This window comes from Rhizobium mayense (genome assembly GCF_030272705.1).
Lineage (GTDB): Bacteria > Pseudomonadota > Alphaproteobacteria > Rhizobiales > Rhizobiaceae > Rhizobium > Rhizobium mayense.
Window position 1 is genome coordinate 562,863 of sequence record NZ_JARFYM010000002.1, and the last position, 17,455, is coordinate 580,317.

At 57.5% G+C, this 17,455-nt stretch carries 18 protein-coding genes; 7 read left to right on the forward strand and 11 right to left on the reverse strand.

Annotation, left to right across the window (positions count from 1 at the left end; translation table 11 throughout):
• Positions 1–68: 68 nt before the first annotated feature.
• A complete protein-coding gene (locus PY649_RS05305) occupies positions 69–968 on the forward strand; it encodes an AraC family transcriptional regulator (RefSeq protein ID WP_285867142.1) in 900 nt (299 codons plus the stop codon).
• Between the two features lie 161 nt (positions 969–1,129).
• Here PY649_RS05305 and PY649_RS05310 read toward each other — a convergent pair whose 3' ends face one another.
• The gene (locus PY649_RS05310) at positions 1,130–1,396 is read right to left on the reverse strand and encodes a DUF2277 domain-containing protein (protein WP_285867143.1); all 267 of its coding nucleotides are present in this window, start codon (positions 1,394–1,396) and stop codon (positions 1,130–1,132) included.
• Positions 1,397–1,658: 262 nt separating this feature from the next.
• Entirely contained in the window at positions 1,659–1,904 is a 246-nt protein-coding gene (locus PY649_RS05315; RefSeq protein WP_285867144.1) for a hypothetical protein, read from the reverse strand.
• A gap of 215 nt (positions 1,905–2,119) precedes the next feature.
• On the opposite strand from PY649_RS05315, the gene PY649_RS05320 reads away from it, so the two are divergent.
• The gene (locus tag PY649_RS05320) at positions 2,120–2,332 is read left to right on the forward strand and encodes a hypothetical protein (RefSeq protein WP_285867145.1); all 213 of its coding nucleotides are present in this window, start codon (positions 2,120–2,122) and stop codon (positions 2,330–2,332) included.
• Here PY649_RS05320 and PY649_RS05325 read toward each other — a convergent pair whose 3' ends face one another.
• Positions 2,333–3,325: a zinc-dependent alcohol dehydrogenase family protein gene (locus tag PY649_RS05325; RefSeq protein ID WP_285867146.1), complete on the reverse strand. Its 993-nt coding sequence runs from the start codon at positions 3,323–3,325 to the stop codon at positions 2,333–2,335.
• 247 nt (positions 3,326–3,572) lie between these two features.
• On the opposite strand from PY649_RS05325, the gene PY649_RS05330 reads away from it, so the two are divergent.
• On the forward strand, positions 3,573–4,295 hold the full coding sequence (locus PY649_RS05330; RefSeq protein ID WP_285867147.1) for a CBS domain-containing protein: 723 nt from the start codon (positions 3,573–3,575) through the stop codon (positions 4,293–4,295).
• A 477-nt stretch (positions 4,296–4,772) separates the two neighbouring features.
• Positions 4,773–5,726, forward strand: coding sequence for an ABC transporter transmembrane domain-containing protein (locus PY649_RS05335; protein WP_285867148.1), 954 nt, complete (start codon positions 4,773–4,775; stop codon positions 5,724–5,726).
• A gap of 212 nt (positions 5,727–5,938) precedes the next feature.
• On the opposite strand, the gene scpC is transcribed toward PY649_RS05335, so the two are convergent.
• The 3 genes from scpC to PY649_RS05350 form a co-directional block, all read right to left on the reverse strand.
• The gene (gene scpC, locus PY649_RS05340) at positions 5,939–7,429 is read right to left on the reverse strand and encodes a succinyl-CoA:acetate CoA-transferase ScpC (protein WP_285867149.1); all 1,491 of its coding nucleotides are present in this window, start codon (positions 7,427–7,429) and stop codon (positions 5,939–5,941) included.
• Between the two features lie 219 nt (positions 7,430–7,648).
• Positions 7,649–8,914, reverse strand: a complete 1,266-nt coding sequence (locus PY649_RS05345; RefSeq protein ID WP_285867150.1) for an MgtC/SapB family protein — start codon at positions 8,912–8,914, stop codon at positions 7,649–7,651.
• A gap of 185 nt (positions 8,915–9,099) precedes the next feature.
• On the reverse strand, positions 9,100–10,143 hold the full coding sequence (locus tag PY649_RS05350) for a zinc-dependent alcohol dehydrogenase family protein (protein WP_285867151.1): 1,044 nt from the start codon (positions 10,141–10,143) through the stop codon (positions 9,100–9,102).
• A 205-nt stretch (positions 10,144–10,348) separates the two neighbouring features.
• Here PY649_RS05350 and PY649_RS05355 point away from each other — a divergent pair, with 205 nt between their 5' ends.
• Entirely contained in the window at positions 10,349–10,837 is a 489-nt protein-coding gene (locus PY649_RS05355; protein WP_285867152.1) for an NUDIX hydrolase, read from the forward strand.
• A 124-nt stretch (positions 10,838–10,961) separates the two neighbouring features.
• Here the strand turns inward: PY649_RS05355 and PY649_RS05360 are convergent, their stop codons facing one another.
• On the reverse strand, positions 10,962–11,462 hold the full coding sequence (locus PY649_RS05360; RefSeq protein ID WP_285867153.1) for a cytochrome b: 501 nt from the start codon (positions 11,460–11,462) through the stop codon (positions 10,962–10,964).
• 159 nt (positions 11,463–11,621) lie between these two features.
• Positions 11,622–11,978, reverse strand: coding sequence for a hypothetical protein (locus PY649_RS05365; RefSeq protein ID WP_285867154.1), 357 nt, complete (start codon positions 11,976–11,978; stop codon positions 11,622–11,624).
• Positions 11,979–12,262: 284 nt separating this feature from the next.
• Between PY649_RS05365 and PY649_RS05370 the strand changes: the two genes are divergently transcribed.
• Complete coding sequence (locus tag PY649_RS05370; RefSeq protein WP_285867155.1) at positions 12,263–13,096, forward strand: universal stress protein; 834 nt, start codon at positions 12,263–12,265, stop codon at positions 13,094–13,096.
• Positions 13,097–13,268: 172 nt separating this feature from the next.
• Here PY649_RS05370 and PY649_RS05375 read toward each other — a convergent pair whose 3' ends face one another.
• Positions 13,269–13,775: an Hsp20/alpha crystallin family protein gene (locus tag PY649_RS05375; protein WP_285867201.1), complete on the reverse strand. Its 507-nt coding sequence runs from the start codon at positions 13,773–13,775 to the stop codon at positions 13,269–13,271.
• A 282-nt stretch (positions 13,776–14,057) separates the two neighbouring features.
• On the opposite strand from PY649_RS05375, the gene PY649_RS05380 reads away from it, so the two are divergent.
• Positions 14,058–14,879, forward strand: coding sequence for a universal stress protein (locus PY649_RS05380; protein WP_285867156.1), 822 nt, complete (start codon positions 14,058–14,060; stop codon positions 14,877–14,879).
• 1 nt (position 14,880) lies between these two features.
• Here PY649_RS05380 and PY649_RS05385 read toward each other — a convergent pair whose 3' ends face one another.
• Both PY649_RS05385 and PY649_RS05390 read right to left on the reverse strand, forming a co-directional pair.
• Positions 14,881–16,749, reverse strand: a complete 1,869-nt coding sequence (locus tag PY649_RS05385; protein WP_285867157.1) for a heavy metal translocating P-type ATPase — start codon at positions 16,747–16,749, stop codon at positions 14,881–14,883.
• Between the two features lie 159 nt (positions 16,750–16,908).
• Entirely contained in the window at positions 16,909–17,337 is a 429-nt protein-coding gene (locus tag PY649_RS05390; protein WP_285867158.1) for a universal stress protein, read from the reverse strand.
• Between the last annotated feature and the right edge of the window lie 118 nt (positions 17,338–17,455).

Genomic DNA, 17,455 nt, shown 5'->3' on the forward strand with positions numbered 1-17,455 from the left:
ATGGTAGTGACCAGACAAAGGACTTAATATAGGCTACAGTCTGCATTTCTTTAGCGTTAGTCCTGATAATGGCCATCGATCCTCTTGCCGAAATCGTCACTCTGCTACAGCCTGCCGTCCGTTTCTCGAAGCTGGTGGAATGTGCAGGTTCGTGGCGAATTCATCGTGAGGCGACGGGCGAACCATTCTATTGCGCGATCCTGGAGGGGAGTTGCCGCGTTAGGTTCGGCAGCCATCAATCATTCATCCTCCAGGCCGGCGACTTTGTACTCGCGCCGGCGATGCGGAACCTGGTCAATGAGAGCATCGATGCGCCGGCCGATCTGTCCGCCATGTTCCCGACACAGGTCGGCGAAGGGCATTTCCGAGTCGGACGCCATGACGGTCCTGCCGATCTGCGCATGCGGATCGGCCATTGCAGCTTCGGCGCGCCAGATTCAGCCCTGCTTGTCTCACTGTTGCCGGATGTGGTTCTCGTTCGCGATCGGCCCCGGCTTGCCACGCTGATGCAGTTGCTCGACGAGGAGACGCGCGAGCATCGGGCGGCACGCGAGATCGTGCTGGAGCGGCTTCTCGAGGTGTTGTTGATCGAGGCACTGCGATCCGGAACGGAAACCACATCCACACCTGGCCTGGGCCGCGGCTTGGGTGACGAACGCTTGGCTGCCGCGCTTCATGCGATGCATGCTCGCCCCGAACATCCTTGGACTGTCGCAGATCTCGCAAACGAAGCCGCACTGTCCCGCTCGGCTTTCTTTGCGCGGTTCAACCGCATCGTCGGCCTGCCCCCGATGGAGTATCTGCTCGCCTGGCGCATGGCTCTCGCAAAGCAGCTGTTGCGGGATCGGAATCTCGGAATCGACCAAGTGGCGGAACGCGTGGGCTACGGGTCGGCAAGCACCTTTAGCGTCGCGTTTGCGCGACATGCTGGAATGCCGCCGGCTCGATATGCGCGCGCGGCAGGCTAGGAAAGCGATGATGGACGTGATCGCCAACGGGCACCGAGGGACCGCTCGGTCTAGCTAATATGGGAAATGGCAGGTTTGGGGCCGAAACCAGTCATCAGCCAAATTGTGCTTCGAGCCAATTTGAGACCTGACTAAGATCTCCTTTGCGTGACAGGGCTCTCTTACGCGAATCGGACCGCCGTTCTCGCGCGGGCCTTTGCCGCTACCTCCTCCCGATCGCGCGGTGGCTGAGAAGTTTCCAGCGAATTGAGCAGTTCGCGGGCGCATGCCGCGATCGAACTGACCGCTCGCTCGAACACGATCTCATTGCGCTTCGAAGGTCTGGTCGTTCCGCTCACCTTACGCACGAACTGGAGCGCGGCATCATGAATCTCCTCATCCGTCGCTGGTGGATCGAAATTGAACAGGGGTTTTATATTTCGGCACATGACTAGCTCCCGGCCATTTTCTCTTTGGTATGGATTGAGGTGGTGAGCACAGAAGGTAGTCGCGCGAGCGCTAATTGCAACCGGTCCGAGGCGGAACACTGCGCACCGCAAAATCTACGACGCTGTAGAAGATCATCGAGGCTACCGCAACACCGCAATTTTGCTCCGCCGGCTGGGAACCAGTGGGACAAGAAAGGGATCCCTTACAACGATGAGCCGGTTCAATTGGCGTTCCGGGAACAACGGTCGTTTGCCCGTAGGCTCAGGTTTGATCGCCAGGCTCTTTCCCGGTCGCTGCGGCCTGCGAATCCGCCAGCTTCTTTTCTTCGGCTTCCAAAAGCTGGCAAAGTATTCGCCGTTCCTCTTCGTCGCATGCCTTGTTCAGCAGTTTACGAAACCGCTCGATATTCTGGCGCGATATGAAATCTTGCATGCACCGCTTCTCGCAACTGTGAATTTCGACCGATGACGGCGTGGCTGCTGCAGACGGGAGAATGCCTTGCGCCAAGTCAAGGATCGCCGCGTCCTACTCTTGATTGCGATGATAGCGGCGCATCCGCGCCGAAGAAAGTCAGTTTTCGCATCTTTTTATCGAGCGCGGCGCGCCGTCATTTGTCGAATTTGATTTAGTTCAAGGTCGTTCCACCAAATTCCAGCAACAATGCATGTTTGTTTGAGCCATCGGTTTTTGAAACCCGCCCATGCGCTGGAGCTTGGTAAGAGATGAAAGACCCGGAGCGTCATAAATTCCTGAGGGAGCAAGCCAGAATCTATCAGGAACTGATAGATGCCCTGGAGCGGTCCCATCCTGATTTGGCCGATTCAAAACCGGAAGGTGACGATCCATGCGCGACTCAACTTCGCCAGCTCGTGAGTTATAAACAGTCTCTTAAGACGCTTCTCAATTTTATCGCTGTGCTGGAAGAAGACGAATAGCTAGCTCGCCTCGGGGACCAATACTGCCGCTCCGATGAGACGGCCCGCGCGAAGATCGGCGATCGCCTCATTGGCCTGCTGCAGCGAATAGATCGTCGTATGGGTTCGCACCGCAGCACGGCTGGCAACCGAGAAAAACTCCGCAGCGTCCTCACGTGTCAAATTGGCGACCGAAACAAGTTCGCGCTCGCCCCACAAGACAGCATAGGGCATGGACGGAATATCGCTCATGTGAATTCCGCCGCACACGACCACGCCGCCCTTGCGAACTGCCTTGAGCGCGGTGGGCACCAAATCGCCCACGGGCGCGAATATGATCGCTGCATCAAGCGGAACCGGCGGGTTCTCTTCCGAACCACCGGCCCATAGCGCTCCGAGATCCCGAGCGAATTGCTGTGCCGCGTGATCGCCGGCTCGCGTGAAAGCATAAACGTCCCGGCCTTGCCAAACGCATATCTGCGTCAGGATATGCGCGGCAGCGCCAAAGCCGAAGAGACCGATCCGCCCGCCATCGCCGGCCTTTTTGAGCGAGCGCCAGCCGATCAATCCGGCGCACAGAAGCGGCGCAAGGGATACAGGATCGGAATCTTTGTCGAGATCAAAGGCAAAGGCTGCATCTGCCACAACATGAGTGGCAAAACCACCATCGCGACTATAGCCAGTGAACTGCGGCCGGTCACACAGGTTCTCCGCCTTCGTCCGGCAATAGAAGCATGTTCCGCAGGTGTGACCAAGCCAGGGAACGCCGACACGGCGGCCAAGCCTCGCGGTGTCGACGCTTTCGCCGACGGCATCGACAATACCGACGATCTCGTGACCCGGAACGAGCGGAAGGTTGGGGTCCTTGAGATCACCATCCACGACATGCAGGTCGGTGCGGCAAACGGCGCAGGCCTCCACCTTTATCCTCAGCTCACCGAAGCCCGGCAGAGGATCTTCGCGCTCGACAAATGCCAAAGGCGTCCCGATCTGTCGAAGAATCATCGCTTTCATGATGAGGCCGATCAGGGTTTAGTTGTTGCCCACAACAACCTCTTGTTTCGCTGCCAACTCTTTCAAGCGAGTAAAGCCCCGTCTTTGATTGGGATCAAGACCGGGCTATCTTAAAGTGCCTTAAACAACGCCTGCTAATTGACCACGATCAAAGCACGACAGTGCCGGGCTTGGTAAGCGTCATTCATCAAAAGACGCACGGCCCTTTCAGACACCGCACGCCAGATCAGTACCCAGGAGACGAGCAATGCTCATTCAAGCGATCATGACCGCACCGGCTATCACCGTTGGCCCCAAAACGCCCGTCGCCGAGGCGGCGAAGATCATGCTCGATCATCGCATCAGCGGTCTCCCCGTCGTCGATGCTGGCGGAAAGCTTGTCGGCATTGTCAGCGAAGGCGACTTCCTTCGCCGCGGCGAACTCAGCACCGAACGCAAGCGGTCGTGGCTTCTCGAGTTTTTGACCAGCCCCGGCAAGATCGCCGATGAATATGTTCGTTCGCACGGCCGGAGCGTTGATCAGGTGATGACGCTGGAGGTCCGCACAATTTCGCCTGGCAGCACGGTCGAGGATGCTGTCGACATGATGGAGGAATATGGGATCAAACGCCTGCCGGTGGTGTCAGACGGCAAAGTCGTCGGAATCGTCTGCCGCTCGGATCTGCTGCGGGCCTTGACCCTTTTCCTGCCAACCAAGACGGCGCTCGCCAAGGATGAGGAAATCCAGGACGCGATCGTCGCGGAACTGGCGCGGCAAAGCTGGAGCCGAAACGGCTTCATCAAGGTCAAAGTCATCAATGGCGTGGCGGAGCTGTCTGGAACCATCTTCGACGAGCGCGAACGCCTAGCCGCCAAAGTCGCGGCGGAAAACGTGCCCGGTGTGAAATATGTCTCCGACCAGATCGCATGGATCGACCCGTATCTTGGCGTCGCCATACCGGCTCCGACCGAACCCGGCAAGCCGGAGTGATCGCCGTTCGCTTAAGGGAGGGCCGGTGGGTGAGATGGTGGGTGGCGATCGCTCTGCCGTCTCACCCAACCGGTTTTACCCGCCCCTTATGTTCTCCTTCCCTGCGTAATGCCGGCGAGCTTGACGCGCATCAATGCGTTCACTGCACGAGCATGGAAAATTGGCCGGGCCGCAGCGATGGCCGCGCCGCTATTCGGGAGAGTATTCGCGCAAAAACTACTGCTGATCCTGTTGATCCTCATGATCGCAAGCGTCTTCGGCATTCTATGGATCAAGCCGCTTGCCGACGATCAACGGCAGACGACAATTCAGAACTCGACAATTCGATAAAGCCGCCCAGGCGCAAAAGGGCAGGAGGAGGAGTAAACTCCAGATAGTGCAGGCGAAAAAATGGATGGTAAGCGGCGCCCAGCGATCGGCGCGCTTCAAAGTCCCGCCCCAGATTCTGGTCCGCAGCGCGCGCTGATCGAGGAAAGCATGTTGCCGCAAAAACTATACTGTTTCGTCTTTCGCGCCTCGGGATGGCACCAACTGGGCGCCGCGGTTTTGTCGATATTGCTCTTCCTAGCCGGCACGGTCCCGCTGGACATTCAGCGGCGGATTGTGAACGCGGCGACCGAGCGAGGCTCCTATCGCACGATCGCGTTCCTAGTCCTGGCATATATGGCATTGGCCCTCACCGAGGGGTTGTTGAAGCTTGTGCTCAACATCTATCGCAGTTGGATCGGCGAAGCCGCGGTGCGCTGGCTGCGCCAACAGGTGTTCGAGGCGTCCGGCGCGCAACCGACGGACAGCGAGGCATCTACAACCGAAGGAGTGCAGCTCTCCATCGTCCTGGCCGAAGCCGATCCAGTAGGCGGCTTCGTTGGGACGAGCATATCGGAACCACTGCTGCAAATCGGTATATTGGCGGCAGTTTGCGGCTATCTCGTCTACCTGCAGCCACTCATGACCGTTATCGTCGCTACGATCTTTCTTCCTCAGAGCGGCTTCGTTCCCTTTATGCAGGCGGCCATCAATAGGCGCGTCCAGAAAAGGATCGGCATTATGCGCAATATCAGCGAAGATATAGTTGAGGTGGGACGCGCAGTTGACACAGAAGGCTTGCAGGGGGCTCGCATCCAGGATGTTTTCCGGATCAACATGAGCATATACAAAATCAAGTTCACGATGAATTTCATGATGAACCTGATGACGCAGATGGGCTATGTCGGCATCTTCGCCTTGGGTGGCTACTATGTGGTGACGGGGAAAACCGAAATCGGAACGGTCGTCGCCTTCGTATCGGGCTTGTCGAAAATAAACGACCCTTGGGGCGACCTCATCAACTGGTATCGTGACCTGAAAGTGACCCAGGTAAAATATGATCTGATTCACAGTTCCGCGAAGATCGGCGCCATCGCGATCGGTGGCCGCGATGGTACCGATTAGCTTTCGTGTCACCGCCTTTCAATTCGGACCAGCGCTGCATGAAACATCCGGGCTTTGCCATTCGTCACTTGCAAATCCGTTGCTCGGCAAAAGATCCTGGATACGCTCGACCAGAGCGGTTCAGCGTTTCACAGAATCGCTTTCCCGCTCTATCGCTTTGTTTTTGCGCAATTCCGGACGGAAAGCCGCTTCGCACTGTTCCTGGAATTGCTCTAAGCCAGCATCCGCCCCATCTCGCGCAATGAACTGTGCCATTTGAGCGCTTCCTCGATGAGGTGAGGCGTTTGTCCACCTCGCGCAAGGGCTCTTTTATGGTAGTCGGACAAGGCTTCGCGGTAGGCCGGATGCACACAATTGGCGATGATTGTGGTGGCGCGTTCACGCGGCGCGAGACCACGAAGGTCAGCCAAGCCGATTTCCGTCACCAATACATCGACATCGTGTTCGGTATGGTCCACATGGCTGACCATGGGCACGACCCTTGAAATCGCCCCGTTCTTTGCCGTCGATTTCGTAACGAAGATGGACATATAGGCGTTGCGGGCAAAATCGCCGGAGCCGCCAATACCGTTCATCATGTGTGTTCCACCGACATGGGTCGAGTTGACGTTGCCGTAGATGTCGAACTCCAGCGCGGTGTTGATTCCGATGATCCCGAGGCGACGAATGACTTCCGGATGATTGCTGATCTCCTGAGGGCGCAGGATCAGCCGCGATTTATATGCCCCGATATCTGGAATGATCCTGCGGTATTTGTCAGCGGAAAGGGTCATCGAGGAACCGGATGCAAATGTGAGCTTTCCGGCGTCGATCAGATCGAAGGTCGAATCCTGGAGAACCTCAGAGTACATTGTCAGATCGTGAAACGGCGTATCGATGAAACCGTGGAGTACGGCATTTGCGATCGTGCCGATGCCGGCCTGAAGCGGTAGCAGGCTTTGGCTCAAGCGCCCGAGCTTGACCTCATGCATCAGGAACTCCGTTAGATGCCCGGCGATCGCCTGCGTTTCGGTATCCGGCGGCTGAATGGTCGAAGAACTGTCATTGCTTTGCGTGACGACAACTGCCGCGATCTTGTCTGGGTGAACCGGAATGAAGGGGACGCCGATGCGGCTGTCGGGAGCCATGACCGGAATTGCTTCGCGGCTTGGCCGGCGCGTAGGGATATAAATATCGTGCAGACCTTCCAATTCCTGTGGCTGCAACATGTTGATTTCGACGATCACCTTCTCGGCCAGAATCGCGAAGCTCGCCGAATTGCCGACCGATGTTGTCGGAATGATCCCGCCTTCTTCGGTAATGGCCGTCGCTTCGATCACGGCGATATCGACCGGGGAAATCTGACGGCCGCGAAGAAGTTCCACGGTCTCGGACAGATGCTGATCGATGAACATGACTTCGCCGGCATTGATCGCGTCTCGCAGAACCGGATCGGACTGAAAGGGTAAACGACGGGCGAGCACATGCGCCTCGACCAGGGCCTTGTCGAGATTGTTCCCCAGTGATGCGCCGGTCATCAGCGTGATCTTTAGCGGCTCGTCCTTGGCGCGCTTGGCAAGTGCCAAGGGCACGGCCTTTGCCTCGCCCGCTCGCGTAAAGCCGCTCATGCCTACGGTCATTCCGTCCTTGATCAGCAGGGCGGCCTCGTCCGCACTGACAATGCGCTGGAGCAGATCCTTGTTTCTTATACGCTCGCGAAACATGGCGATCCTTCCTTACGTCATGGATATCAAGAGCAAGAGCCGAGTTTGCCAAATGCGGAGCATCTCGGTTCTTTGGAGTAAATGCGACAAGAAATGTCGGGACATTCTACACCCAGGTCTAAGCCGAGGAAGTAAGGCTGCATTGATTTCCGTCAAATGAGCTCGGTATCGGCCGTTTCCGCGGGAGATCGCAATGCCGAGTCCACCCTCGACCGACGGTCAGGCCAACGCGCTGTACCCGAAATAGGCAGCAGCAGCGACGACGAGCGCCGTCAGCGTTGTTACGCTCAGCGCTGCGGCGTAGGCGCGACTTCCGAACAAGATGGCCAGCATCATCTTCATTGTCAGATTGGCGGCCGCGGCCAGAGAGATCGCGATCGTCGCAACCTCCGTCGTCAGCACCGAGCTCGCCATGCGCGCCGTCGACAGAGTGATGGCATCAAGATCGGCAAGTCCCGAAAGCAGCGCGACGACAAAGATCATCGACAGCCCAATCTGGTCGATTGCGAATTTCGAAATGAAACTTATGACGCCGAGAAACGCTCCGAAGCGGAGAACCGTGCGCAATTCGAACGGATTATCCGGGTTGATATCCGTTGCCTTGTCGTCGGCTTTCGCTCCCCTGAGCATCACGAAAGTCGCCGAAAGAAAGACGAGAATAACCGGAACGAACGCGGGAGCCAGCTTGGGAACAAGCGAGGGCGCCAATATGCCGCTGATGACCAGTGCCCGTCCAATGGACATTGCTCCAGCGATCGACGCGCCGGCAACGAGGCTGTGAGTCGCCTGATCGCTTTCGGACGATAGACGCGCAAAGGACAAGGTGACGGCGGTCGATGAAATGAACCCGCCTGCAGCGCCACTAAAAAGGATCCCCTGTTTTGGTCCGGCGATGCGGACCGCCAAGTAGCCGACATAGGAGATGGCGGCAATCATGATCGTCAGCAGCCATAGCTGGAACGGATTGATGGCATTCCAGGGATCGATTGTCCTGTCGGGAAGGAGCGGCAGCGCCACGAGCGTCATGGCAAGCAGCACGAGCGCGGCCCTTAGTTCCAGCCAGGTCAGGTTTCGCAGGAATCCGTGCAGACTGTGACGAGCAGCCAGAAGCGCGGTCACCGCGACGCCGCCGGCAGCAGCGACCGTCATGTCGGAAACTGTCGCAACGAAGCCGAGGACGAAGACTGCAAGAGCCGCTATGACGCTGGTGACGCTGTAATCCTGCTCCCGCTCGGCCTCGTATCTGCTGAAGACGATAAACGCGATGCCGAACACAACAAAAACGGCGGTCGGCAGGACCGGTCCGAGCTTGACTTGCAGGAAACCCGCCAAGCCGCCGAGAAAGCCGGACAGGCCGAAGGTGCGAATACCAGCAGTTCTTTTACCAGGCGCCGTCTCGCGCTCCTGCCAGCCGCGCTCAACCCCGACCAGGATGCCGATGGCAAGAGCGAGGCTGAGACGCTGAAACGCTTCGATGATATCCATTTTGTGACAATAATGACGAGCGACCGCGCAAGCAATCTCGACTGTTCCGGCACTCCGCGGAGAAAGCAACCACCATGGAAATGGAGATTTTCCGCCCATTGAGAGTGCGGTGGCCGGAGACAGCAAAAAGCCGAGGGCGCTTACATCCCTCGGCCAGTCCTTTAGCCAAATCGCCGGATCTCGTTTTATGTGTGTGCTTCAATGATCACCTTGAGCGCCTGCGTGCCGGCGGCATTGCCGAAGGTCTCATAGGCCTCCAGGATCTGATCCAGCCCAAAGCGGTGAGTGATGAGTTGTTTCGGGTTGATCTTTCCCGATTGCACCGTCTTCAGAAGCATCGGCGTCGTCACGGTATCCACCAACCGTGTCGTGATCGCGATGTTATGGGACCAGAGCCGCTCGAGATGCAGATCCACCTTTGCACCGTGCACGCCCACATTGGCAACCGTCCCGCCCGGCGCGACGATATCCTGGCAGACCTGGAAAGTCGCGGGAATGCCGACGGCCTCAATTGCGACGTCGACACCGCGCCCTCCCGTCAACGCCATCACCTGCTGCGTGGCCGCTTCGCCACTGCCATTGACGGTCTTGGTGGCGCCGAATTGTTTGGCGACCTCAAGCCGGTGGTCATCCAGATCGATCATGATGATCTCTGCCGGTGAATAGAATTGCGCCGTGAGAAGCGCCGCCAAGCCCACCGGTCCGGCGCCGACGATGGCGACCGTCCCACCTGGTTGAACCTTGCCATTGAGAACACCGCACTCGAAACCTGTCGGCAGGATGTCGCTCAGCATCACCAGCGCCTCCTCGTCAGCGTCCTGCGGAATAGGATAAAGGCTGGTATCGGCATGAGGGATGCGAACATATTCGGCCTGCGTTCCATCGATCGTGTTGCCGAGAATCCAACCGCCGGTGGTGCAATGGGAATACATCCCTTTCCGGCAATATTCACATTTGCCGCATGAGGAAATGCAGGAAATCAGCACATGATCGCCCTTCTTGAACTGCGTGACCGCATCGCCCGTCTGCTCGACGATGCCGACGCCTTCATGCCCGAGAATTCGACCTGGGGTGCAAGTGGGCACGTCGCCCTTGAGAATATGAAGGTCCGTGCCGCAGATGGTCGTGCGCGTGACTTTGACGATGGCATCGGTCGCTGCGCTGATCTCAGGCATTGGGCGCTCCTCGAGCACTTTTTGCCCCGGACCCAGGTAAACGAGAGCTTTCATGTTGATTCTCCTGTGATTGCCGCTCATTCGTGGTGTCGGTTGCTCGGAAAATGTTAGGATGCCGCAGGCTAGGGGTCATTGACGTGAGTCAAAGCCCATTTGACGTCTTGTCTGCTTTCAGCCCGCATTCAATCGCCGTTTGGGCAGCCTGACGGCCAAGCCTCCATAAGCACAGTGGCACCTCCATCCGCAGGAGCGATCATCGATGAAAAAGAGCGCCGGTATCCTGATGTACAGGAGGATGGAGAACGATGTCCTGGTGTTGCTCGTTCATCCCGGTGGTCCCTTCTGGCGCAACCGTGACGAAGGCGCATGGTCCATCCCCAAAGGCGAATATCTGGAGGACGAACCGGCCGAGACTGCCGCGCGGCGCGAATTCGCCGAGGAAATGGGCCACATCCCCGAGGGCACGTTGCAGCAGTTGGGCGAACTGCGTCAGAAGGGCGGAAAACACGTGACCGGCTTCGCCCTCGAAGGCGCATTCGACACGTCCTCCCTGCGCAGCAATCTCTTCGAAATCGAATGGCCGCCTGGAAGCGGACGCCTCCAGGCGTTCCCCGAGGTTGACCGCGCCGAATGGTTTGGCCTTTCCGACGCCCGCCGGAAGATCATCGACGGCCAACTCCCCTTCCTGGAGCGTCTGGAAGCGCTTTATCTTGCAACCATACAGGACACCGATACTCGCGCGGACTGAAGACCAAGCCCTGTCCTTTGCATCTGGAGCAATTCCGGGAAAAGTGCGAAGCGGTTTTCCGCCCGGAATGCGTAAAAACAAAGAGATAGAGCGGGAAAGCGATTCCGCAAAACGCTTTCCCGCTCTAGCCGATCGTCATTCGCCGAAGAACGTTCGTTTTCCAATAGAATTGGTGGGCCAGAGCACCGGCGATGTGAGCGACAACCAAGGCCCACAGCAAGACTTTCAATATGCCGGCATGAATCGAACCCAGCAGCTCGACACCAAGGTAGTAGGCGGCGATGCCGGTCAAAGGCATGGCAAAAATCAACAGATACAAAGCCACATGCGCCGATCGGGCCGCGACACGGAACAGCGCCGGTTCGTTTGCAGTCTCATCTGGCACCCCTTGCACAAGACGTACGCCCAGGCGCACTATCGCGAGAAGCAATATAGCTATTCCAATATAAGCGTGAATGTTTGCGGCAGAGATGTCATCCGCCGATGGTGTCCCGCCTTGCCGCACGATGCGATGCCATGCGTTCATGTCATCGGGAAACAGCAGGTTAAAGAATATCAGCAACGCAATAGTCCAGTGAAGGAGGCGTTGCGTGGGGCTGTAGTTCGACGATATCGATTGTGTCATGAAAACGAACGCTCCCGAGGGTTTAATTCTGCCGGGTTGCAAGATGCTCATCTAAACTGACATTCACATGAATTGCCGCCGGCTAACGCCATAAGCGTCACGGCCAGAACGATCGGTCCGGTTCCGATATCGCCACCAGAATGACGAGCCTGTTCGTCGTCAGCGCGGTGATACTGCCGCATTGCTCAGCCGATGGACCGTCTCGTCGCGAGTGGAACTCGGTTCGGACTCCTTGCCAAGAGCTTCCACGGCCGCATCGAGCAATTGAAAAGCGTATTCTACGGCTGCATCGGTGTCGTCGCCGCAAAGTTTTGCTTTCTTGCACCGACTTTGAAGTGCTTGTTTGATCCTTCGCCTTATTGAGGACAATGGTTCAGCCTCTGGCCCGGCGAGGAGTTGACGCAAGCAACTTGCGGCAACGACTTCCGAAACAATGAGTTTTCCCTCGATTTCGCCAAGGGTCGGCATGGCAAATCGTTCACCGCCTCTTTGGCATTCCCGATCTGTTATCAGCATGATTTTCCTCCCGTGGAATTAGTTTCCAACGACTTCGTCATCGAGGGCTCTTTCCACCCGCCGTAAAATGGCGGCGCGTCCCTTTCCATCGATAGTCTTTTGTAACCGTTCCTCTAAATCGAGAACGATGATCCAGCGCATAAGACTGGTTCAGTCATCGCCTCTCCTTGGATATCCATCGACTTTATACGCCCTCGCCCTCGTGCACTTTGAGCGAGATCAAGGAATTGGAGAGGCAATAAAGATTACGCTTTGCTCATCTCAAACAGGAAAGGCGACTGGCCATGACCATTAAAACTGTCCTGAATGTCCTTGACGTCAATCGTTTTGACAATGACCTGAAGAGCGCAGTCGATTTTTGCCAGGCACATGGCGCCCATCTAACCACGCTTGTGGTTTCATTGTGCACGGCCCCACCCTTCGGCGCCTATAACGTCCTTTCCGCCGTCTGGCTTGAAGATCGGCAACGCGAAATCGACGCCCTGACCGAAAAGGCCTCCCATATTAGAGCGTTGGTCGGCAACAGCCAAGCATCCTATGACGTGCAGGAAGTTTACACCGAATCCGCCTGGGCAGACCAGGATATTGCTGAGCGGGCACTTTACGCCGATCTCGTCCTTATCGGCGCCCAAGCCGCGAGCAACGAGGATCTCCGACGAAGGGTAGTCGACGGGGCCTTGTTTCAATCGCCGACACCGATGCTTGTCAACCCGGGCAGCAAAGTGATCGGGCCTGCGCCAAAAGCAATTTTGCTGGCCTGGGATTCCAGTGATGAAGCAGCGCGCGCTTCCCGTCAATCAATCGACTTCTTGCGGGCCGCCGACTTGGTCCATGTTACGCTCGTCGATCCGCTGGCCTCGAGCTCCGTCAACGGGGAAGAGCCCGGCGCAGATATAGCGACCTTTCTTGTCCGACACGGCGTCAATGTCGTTGTTGATCGGATCGCAAGCGGTGGGCGGCGGGTCGACGAAGCCCTGCGTCAGCACGCGCTTGATATCTCCGCCGACATGATTGTCATGGGCGCCTATAATCACCCGCGGCTGCAGCAGCGTCTCTTTGGAGGCGTGACGCGATCCATGCTGGAAGATTCCGAGATACCTCTGTTTCTCGCGCGCTGACAACGGAACACCCGCGGCAGTTCCCGGCGCTATTGGTCGGTTCGCGGCGTCGCGATTGCTGGAAACCACCGCATGGCGATTGATACCGGCGAAGGGAGGGCTAGCCTTCCCTTCGTCCGTCGGCGGCACCGGCGATTTTACAGCTGAGCCGCGACAACGCCCAACTCAGCCCTCAGGCTGTCTTGATCGCGATTTTCCGATCGTTCTCTTGTGCGCCAGGTCTTTTTGGCAAAACCACCTTCAAAACGCCGTTCGCAAAAGAGGCGTCGATCTGGTCGGTATCGATGCTATCCGGAAGCTGGAAGCTACGCTGGAACGTGCCGTAGCGGCGTTCCGAAAGATAGTATTCCTTCGCCTTTTCTTCCTTGCTTTCCTGCTTTTCGCCTTTGATCGTCAGAATGCCATTTGTGAGCGCCACGTCCAGATCCTTCGCCTCGATGCCCGGAAGCTCCGCCGTAAGCTCATAGGATTTGCCGGACTCGACAAAGTCGACGGCCGGCATCCCGCGCGTGAAGGCGGTGGGGAAGCGGGCGAATGGGCGGTCGAAAAAGTTGGGCGTGAATTCATTGAATACACGATCCATCTCCGACCGGAGGCTGTCGAATGGCGACCAGCGTGCCATCGCGGGTGCAGGCTTGTTCTCCGTGCTCACAGGGAGCTTCTTTGCCATATCGGCCATATCATTCTCCTCTTCGTTACAGTGACCACTCGGTCTTTTTTTGCAATCGTCTTCGTGAGACGCAATTCGATTAAAAGCCTTGCTGCTCGGCATTTCATTGACCCGCATCAAATACCAGCGAGGCAGCAATCGGCTGCGGCAGCATTTTGATAATTGGGAATGCCGGCCATTCTCTTGGGTCCACGCAGATAGCCGCTCGACAGGCTGATAGTCTTGACTTTCATCAAGGCGAAGGCGGACAGAGCGCGTAATCCTGATGGCAGCGTGTGAGAGGAGATCGACATGAAACCGCAATTCCATCTGCCATTGGTCACTTATCCGGACAGCAGCTCGTTTGCGGTCGTCCAGAACGCCGTCGACCTTGCCCGTCATCAAAAGGCCGACCTCACCGCAAGCGTTTTGCAGGTGAGAATACCTTCCGGTCGACAATCATTCCCGTCGGTCATCGATGTGGAGAAGATGCGTTCCGAAGTGGAGCGTTTTAGCCGGGACAGTGGAACGGTGCTGAGCGACACGGTTCGCGATTATGCACAGAAGGCGGGAATACGCGCCTTGATCCAGCCGCTCGAAGAGCAGGAGCAGATTGTGGCGGGCACATTGGCGGAGATTTCGCGCGCCTATGATTGTTCGCTCATGGAAGCGTCTGAGGCAGCGAGACCAATTGTCGAGAGCATTCTGTTTGAAAGCGGCCGTCCTCTTGTCCTCTTTCCTCCGGACAATTTCTGCGGCCGGATCGATACGGCGGCGATCGCCTGGGATGGAAGCGCTGCCCTTTCGCGGGCGCTAACGGGTGCGCGGCTGTTCTTGGAAGGTGCGTCGCGAGTCGTATTGATCTCCGTCATCGATGATAAGCTGATCGATGAGACCGCCCGCCATCGGCTTGCAACCGTACTTCGCAACGCCGGCCTGAATGTCGAGGCTGTCTCCGTCAAAGCCCATGGGGAACAGGCGGGCAACGTCATCCAATCCGTTGCCAAGGAAAATTACGCGGACCTGCTTGTGGCCGGAGCATTTGGGCACTCCAGACTGCGCGAATTCATCCTCGGAGGCGTCACCCGGTCGCTGCTGACGACTCTTGAGGTGCCGGTTTTGCTTTCCCATTAGGTTAAAGTGCACGCAGCGCGTTAAGGATGACCGCAATATCGATAACTTCCTGCAGAAGCGCCCCTTGAACGGGTGTCAGATATCCGAAACTCGCGACAATCATCGCTGTGACCGAAAGCCCGATTCCCGAATATACGCTCTGGAGGGCGATCCTCCGAGATTGGCGCGCGATGTCCAACGAGGTTGCGATATGTCGAAGGTCGTCGCGCAACAAGACCACGTCCGCGGCCTCCGCTGCCGCTGCAAGATTGCGCTGGCCAACCGCGACGCCGACATCGGCGGCAGCGAGTGCAGGCCCATCGTTGACCCCGTCACCAATCATCATCACACGTCCATATTTGGCTTCCATTTTAACTGTTTCGACTTTTTCGGTCGGTGTGAGTTCCGCCCTCACGGCATCGAGACGAAGCGCATCGCCAATTGCGCTCGCGACCTCCGCCCTGTCGCCGGTGGCGAGAGTGAAGCGCTTGACTCCCGACCGTCGAAGATTGGCAATAGCGGTTGGGGCGTCGGTTCGCACCGGATCCTCAAGGAGGATCATTCCGGCGCACTTTCCGTCGACTGCCACATAGATCGTGGCTGAGCGTCTGTCTGCCCCCAGGGGTTGCGCCATCAGCCTGACCCTGGCGGCAATGAAACTCCAACCACCGACTGCCACCTTGCGATCGCCAATAAATCCCTCAATGCCCTCTCCCGCCACTTCCGTGACCGTCGCCGGCTTCGAAAGCCCGAGGCCGCGTCGCTTCGCCTCCTCGACGATGGTGCGACCGATCGTATGCGCCGACGCCTGATCCACGGATGCTGCAAGGGCCAGCAACTCATCTGGATCTAGGTCCGTCTCAATCCGTGTGACGGTCGGTTCGCCAGTGGTCAGAGTACCGGTCTTGTCGAAGACGACGACTGTGATTGCCGCCAATGCTTCCAGAACGCTCGCGCCTTTGATCAGGACACCGATTCGCGCGGATTTCGACATTCCTGCAACGAGTGCGACGGGAACAGCCAGAATAAGGGGACAAGGTGTTGCGACAACCAGGACTGCTACAATCCGCGCGGGATCGGCAGAGAGGAACGCGGCAAGTCCCGCGATGGTCAATGTCAATGCAAGGAAGGCAAGCGCATAGCGATCGGCAAGTCGCGACATATGCGCCTTTGAGCTTCGCGCCTGCGCGATCAAGCGGACAATGCCGGCATAGGTGCTCTCTGCGGCCGAACAGACTGCGATCATTTCGAAGGCATCGCCGACATTGGACGCGCCGCTCATGATCATCTGGCCCGGATCCCGCCGCACCGGCAAGGATTCGCCGGTGAGGGCTGCCTCATTCAAGACGGCGAGCCCACCCTCGATACGCCCGTCGACCGGGATCACATCGCCTTTGCGAACGAGAAGCTTATCACCGGGAACGACACGGGTGATGGGAATATCCGACAGACCCGCGTCAGTGACCCGCAGAGCCAAGCGCGGCGCTCGCGCCAGAAGCTCCGTCATTCCACTTTCCGCACGCTTTTGGGCATAGCTTTCGAGAAATTGTCCGCCAGCATACATCACGGCAATGATAGCGCTTGCCAGATATTCGCCGAACCAGAGTGCAGCACCCATGGAGAGCGCCGCGATGATATCCAGGCCGAATTCTCCTTTGCGCAGACTGAAAAGAATCTCGAGCACAAGCGCGGACAAAACTGCGACCGTTGCGCTGACCAGGATCAAAACTGGCCAGGAGGGGATGGCTAACCACTGCAGCAATGCGCCGCCGGCAAGTCCTGCGGCCGCAAGGACAAGGAGCAGCGTAGGCCGGGCTCGCAGGATCAGAGAATGGATACCGGATCCCCGTTTGACGTCGTCTTTGCCTAACGGGTCGGTAATCTCAGACATAAGCTTGTTCGCATTGCCGCATTCGCCTGCACGTCCATGCTCTATCGAGAACCACGAGGCGCGATGGGAGATCGGCACCAACGTCGGTCAGTTTTCTGCCGAGATCGTTTTCGGTGACGTCCCGCTGCCTGTTAAAACCGCGGGTGACACCTTCACTCTTCATCGCTTCGCCTCGGAATAAGTCCGAATAATGTGCACGCAGCATTTTGCATGGCGCACGATGTGGTCGACCGTAGATCCGAAAACGCGGTCGAGGACGTCCGGCGCATGAGCAGCGACGACGATTAAATCCGCTTTGGTTTCAGTGGCAATTGCCAGGATCGTATCGGCGGCACGGCCGGTGCGGACATGGATGAGTGCGGGTATTGAAAGCTGCTTGCAGAGCAGCGAAAGCTTCTTTTCTGCTTCGTCAATCACCGAGATCGCCCAATCATCCGGGTTTTGCTTCGCAAGGGAAGGAAAACGCTCCACGACGTGAACGACATGCAAGCTTCCGTCGGTGTCGAGTAGCGCCTGAGCCGTGCGCAGCAGGTGCTCCGCTCTTTCTCGTGACCCTAGGCCTACCGCGCAGATGATCGTCTTGTACATATTTTACCTCAGAAAAAGATCTTTGCCACTTCCGTTCGTAGGCTGAGTCTTACGCACCAGCTTCTCCAATTATGGCGATTCACGACCATAGACTTCAAGAGGATACCTTGATCTCGCC

Bases quoted from the DNA above. Each gene is read 5' to 3' on its own strand.
- PY649_RS05305 (WP_285867142.1), top strand. From the start codon at position 69: ATGGCCATCGATCCTCTTGCCGAAATCGTCACTCTGCTACAGCCTGCC.
- PY649_RS05310 (WP_285867143.1), bottom strand. From the start codon at position 1,396: ATGTGCCGAAATATAAAACCCCTGTTCAATTTCGATCCACCAGCGACG.
- PY649_RS05320 (WP_285867145.1), top strand. From the start codon at position 2,120: ATGAAAGACCCGGAGCGTCATAAATTCCTGAGGGAGCAAGCCAGAATC.
- PY649_RS05325 (WP_285867146.1), bottom strand. From the start codon at position 3,325: ATGAAAGCGATGATTCTTCGACAGATCGGGACGCCTTTGGCATTTGTC.
- PY649_RS05330 (WP_285867147.1), top strand. From the start codon at position 3,573: ATGCTCATTCAAGCGATCATGACCGCACCGGCTATCACCGTTGGCCCC.
- PY649_RS05335 (WP_285867148.1), top strand. From the start codon at position 4,773: ATGTTGCCGCAAAAACTATACTGTTTCGTCTTTCGCGCCTCGGGATGG.
- scpC (WP_285867149.1), bottom strand. From the start codon at position 7,429: ATGTTTCGCGAGCGTATAAGAAACAAGGATCTGCTCCAGCGCATTGTC.
- PY649_RS05345 (WP_285867150.1), bottom strand. From the start codon at position 8,914: ATGGATATCATCGAAGCGTTTCAGCGTCTCAGCCTCGCTCTTGCCATC.
- PY649_RS05350 (WP_285867151.1), bottom strand. From the start codon at position 10,143: ATGAAAGCTCTCGTTTACCTGGGTCCGGGGCAAAAAGTGCTCGAGGAG.
- PY649_RS05355 (WP_285867152.1), top strand. From the start codon at position 10,349: ATGAAAAAGAGCGCCGGTATCCTGATGTACAGGAGGATGGAGAACGAT.
- PY649_RS05360 (WP_285867153.1), bottom strand. From the start codon at position 11,462: ATGACACAATCGATATCGTCGAACTACAGCCCCACGCAACGCCTCCTT.
- PY649_RS05365 (WP_285867154.1), bottom strand. From the start codon at position 11,978: ATGCTGATAACAGATCGGGAATGCCAAAGAGGCGGTGAACGATTTGCC.
- PY649_RS05370 (WP_285867155.1), top strand. From the start codon at position 12,263: ATGACCATTAAAACTGTCCTGAATGTCCTTGACGTCAATCGTTTTGAC.
- PY649_RS05375 (WP_285867201.1), bottom strand. From the start codon at position 13,775: ATGGCCGATATGGCAAAGAAGCTCCCTGTGAGCACGGAGAACAAGCCT.
- PY649_RS05380 (WP_285867156.1), top strand. From the start codon at position 14,058: ATGAAACCGCAATTCCATCTGCCATTGGTCACTTATCCGGACAGCAGC.
- PY649_RS05385 (WP_285867157.1), bottom strand. From the start codon at position 16,749: ATGTCTGAGATTACCGACCCGTTAGGCAAAGACGACGTCAAACGGGGA.
- PY649_RS05390 (WP_285867158.1), bottom strand. From the start codon at position 17,337: ATGTACAAGACGATCATCTGCGCGGTAGGCCTAGGGTCACGAGAAAGA.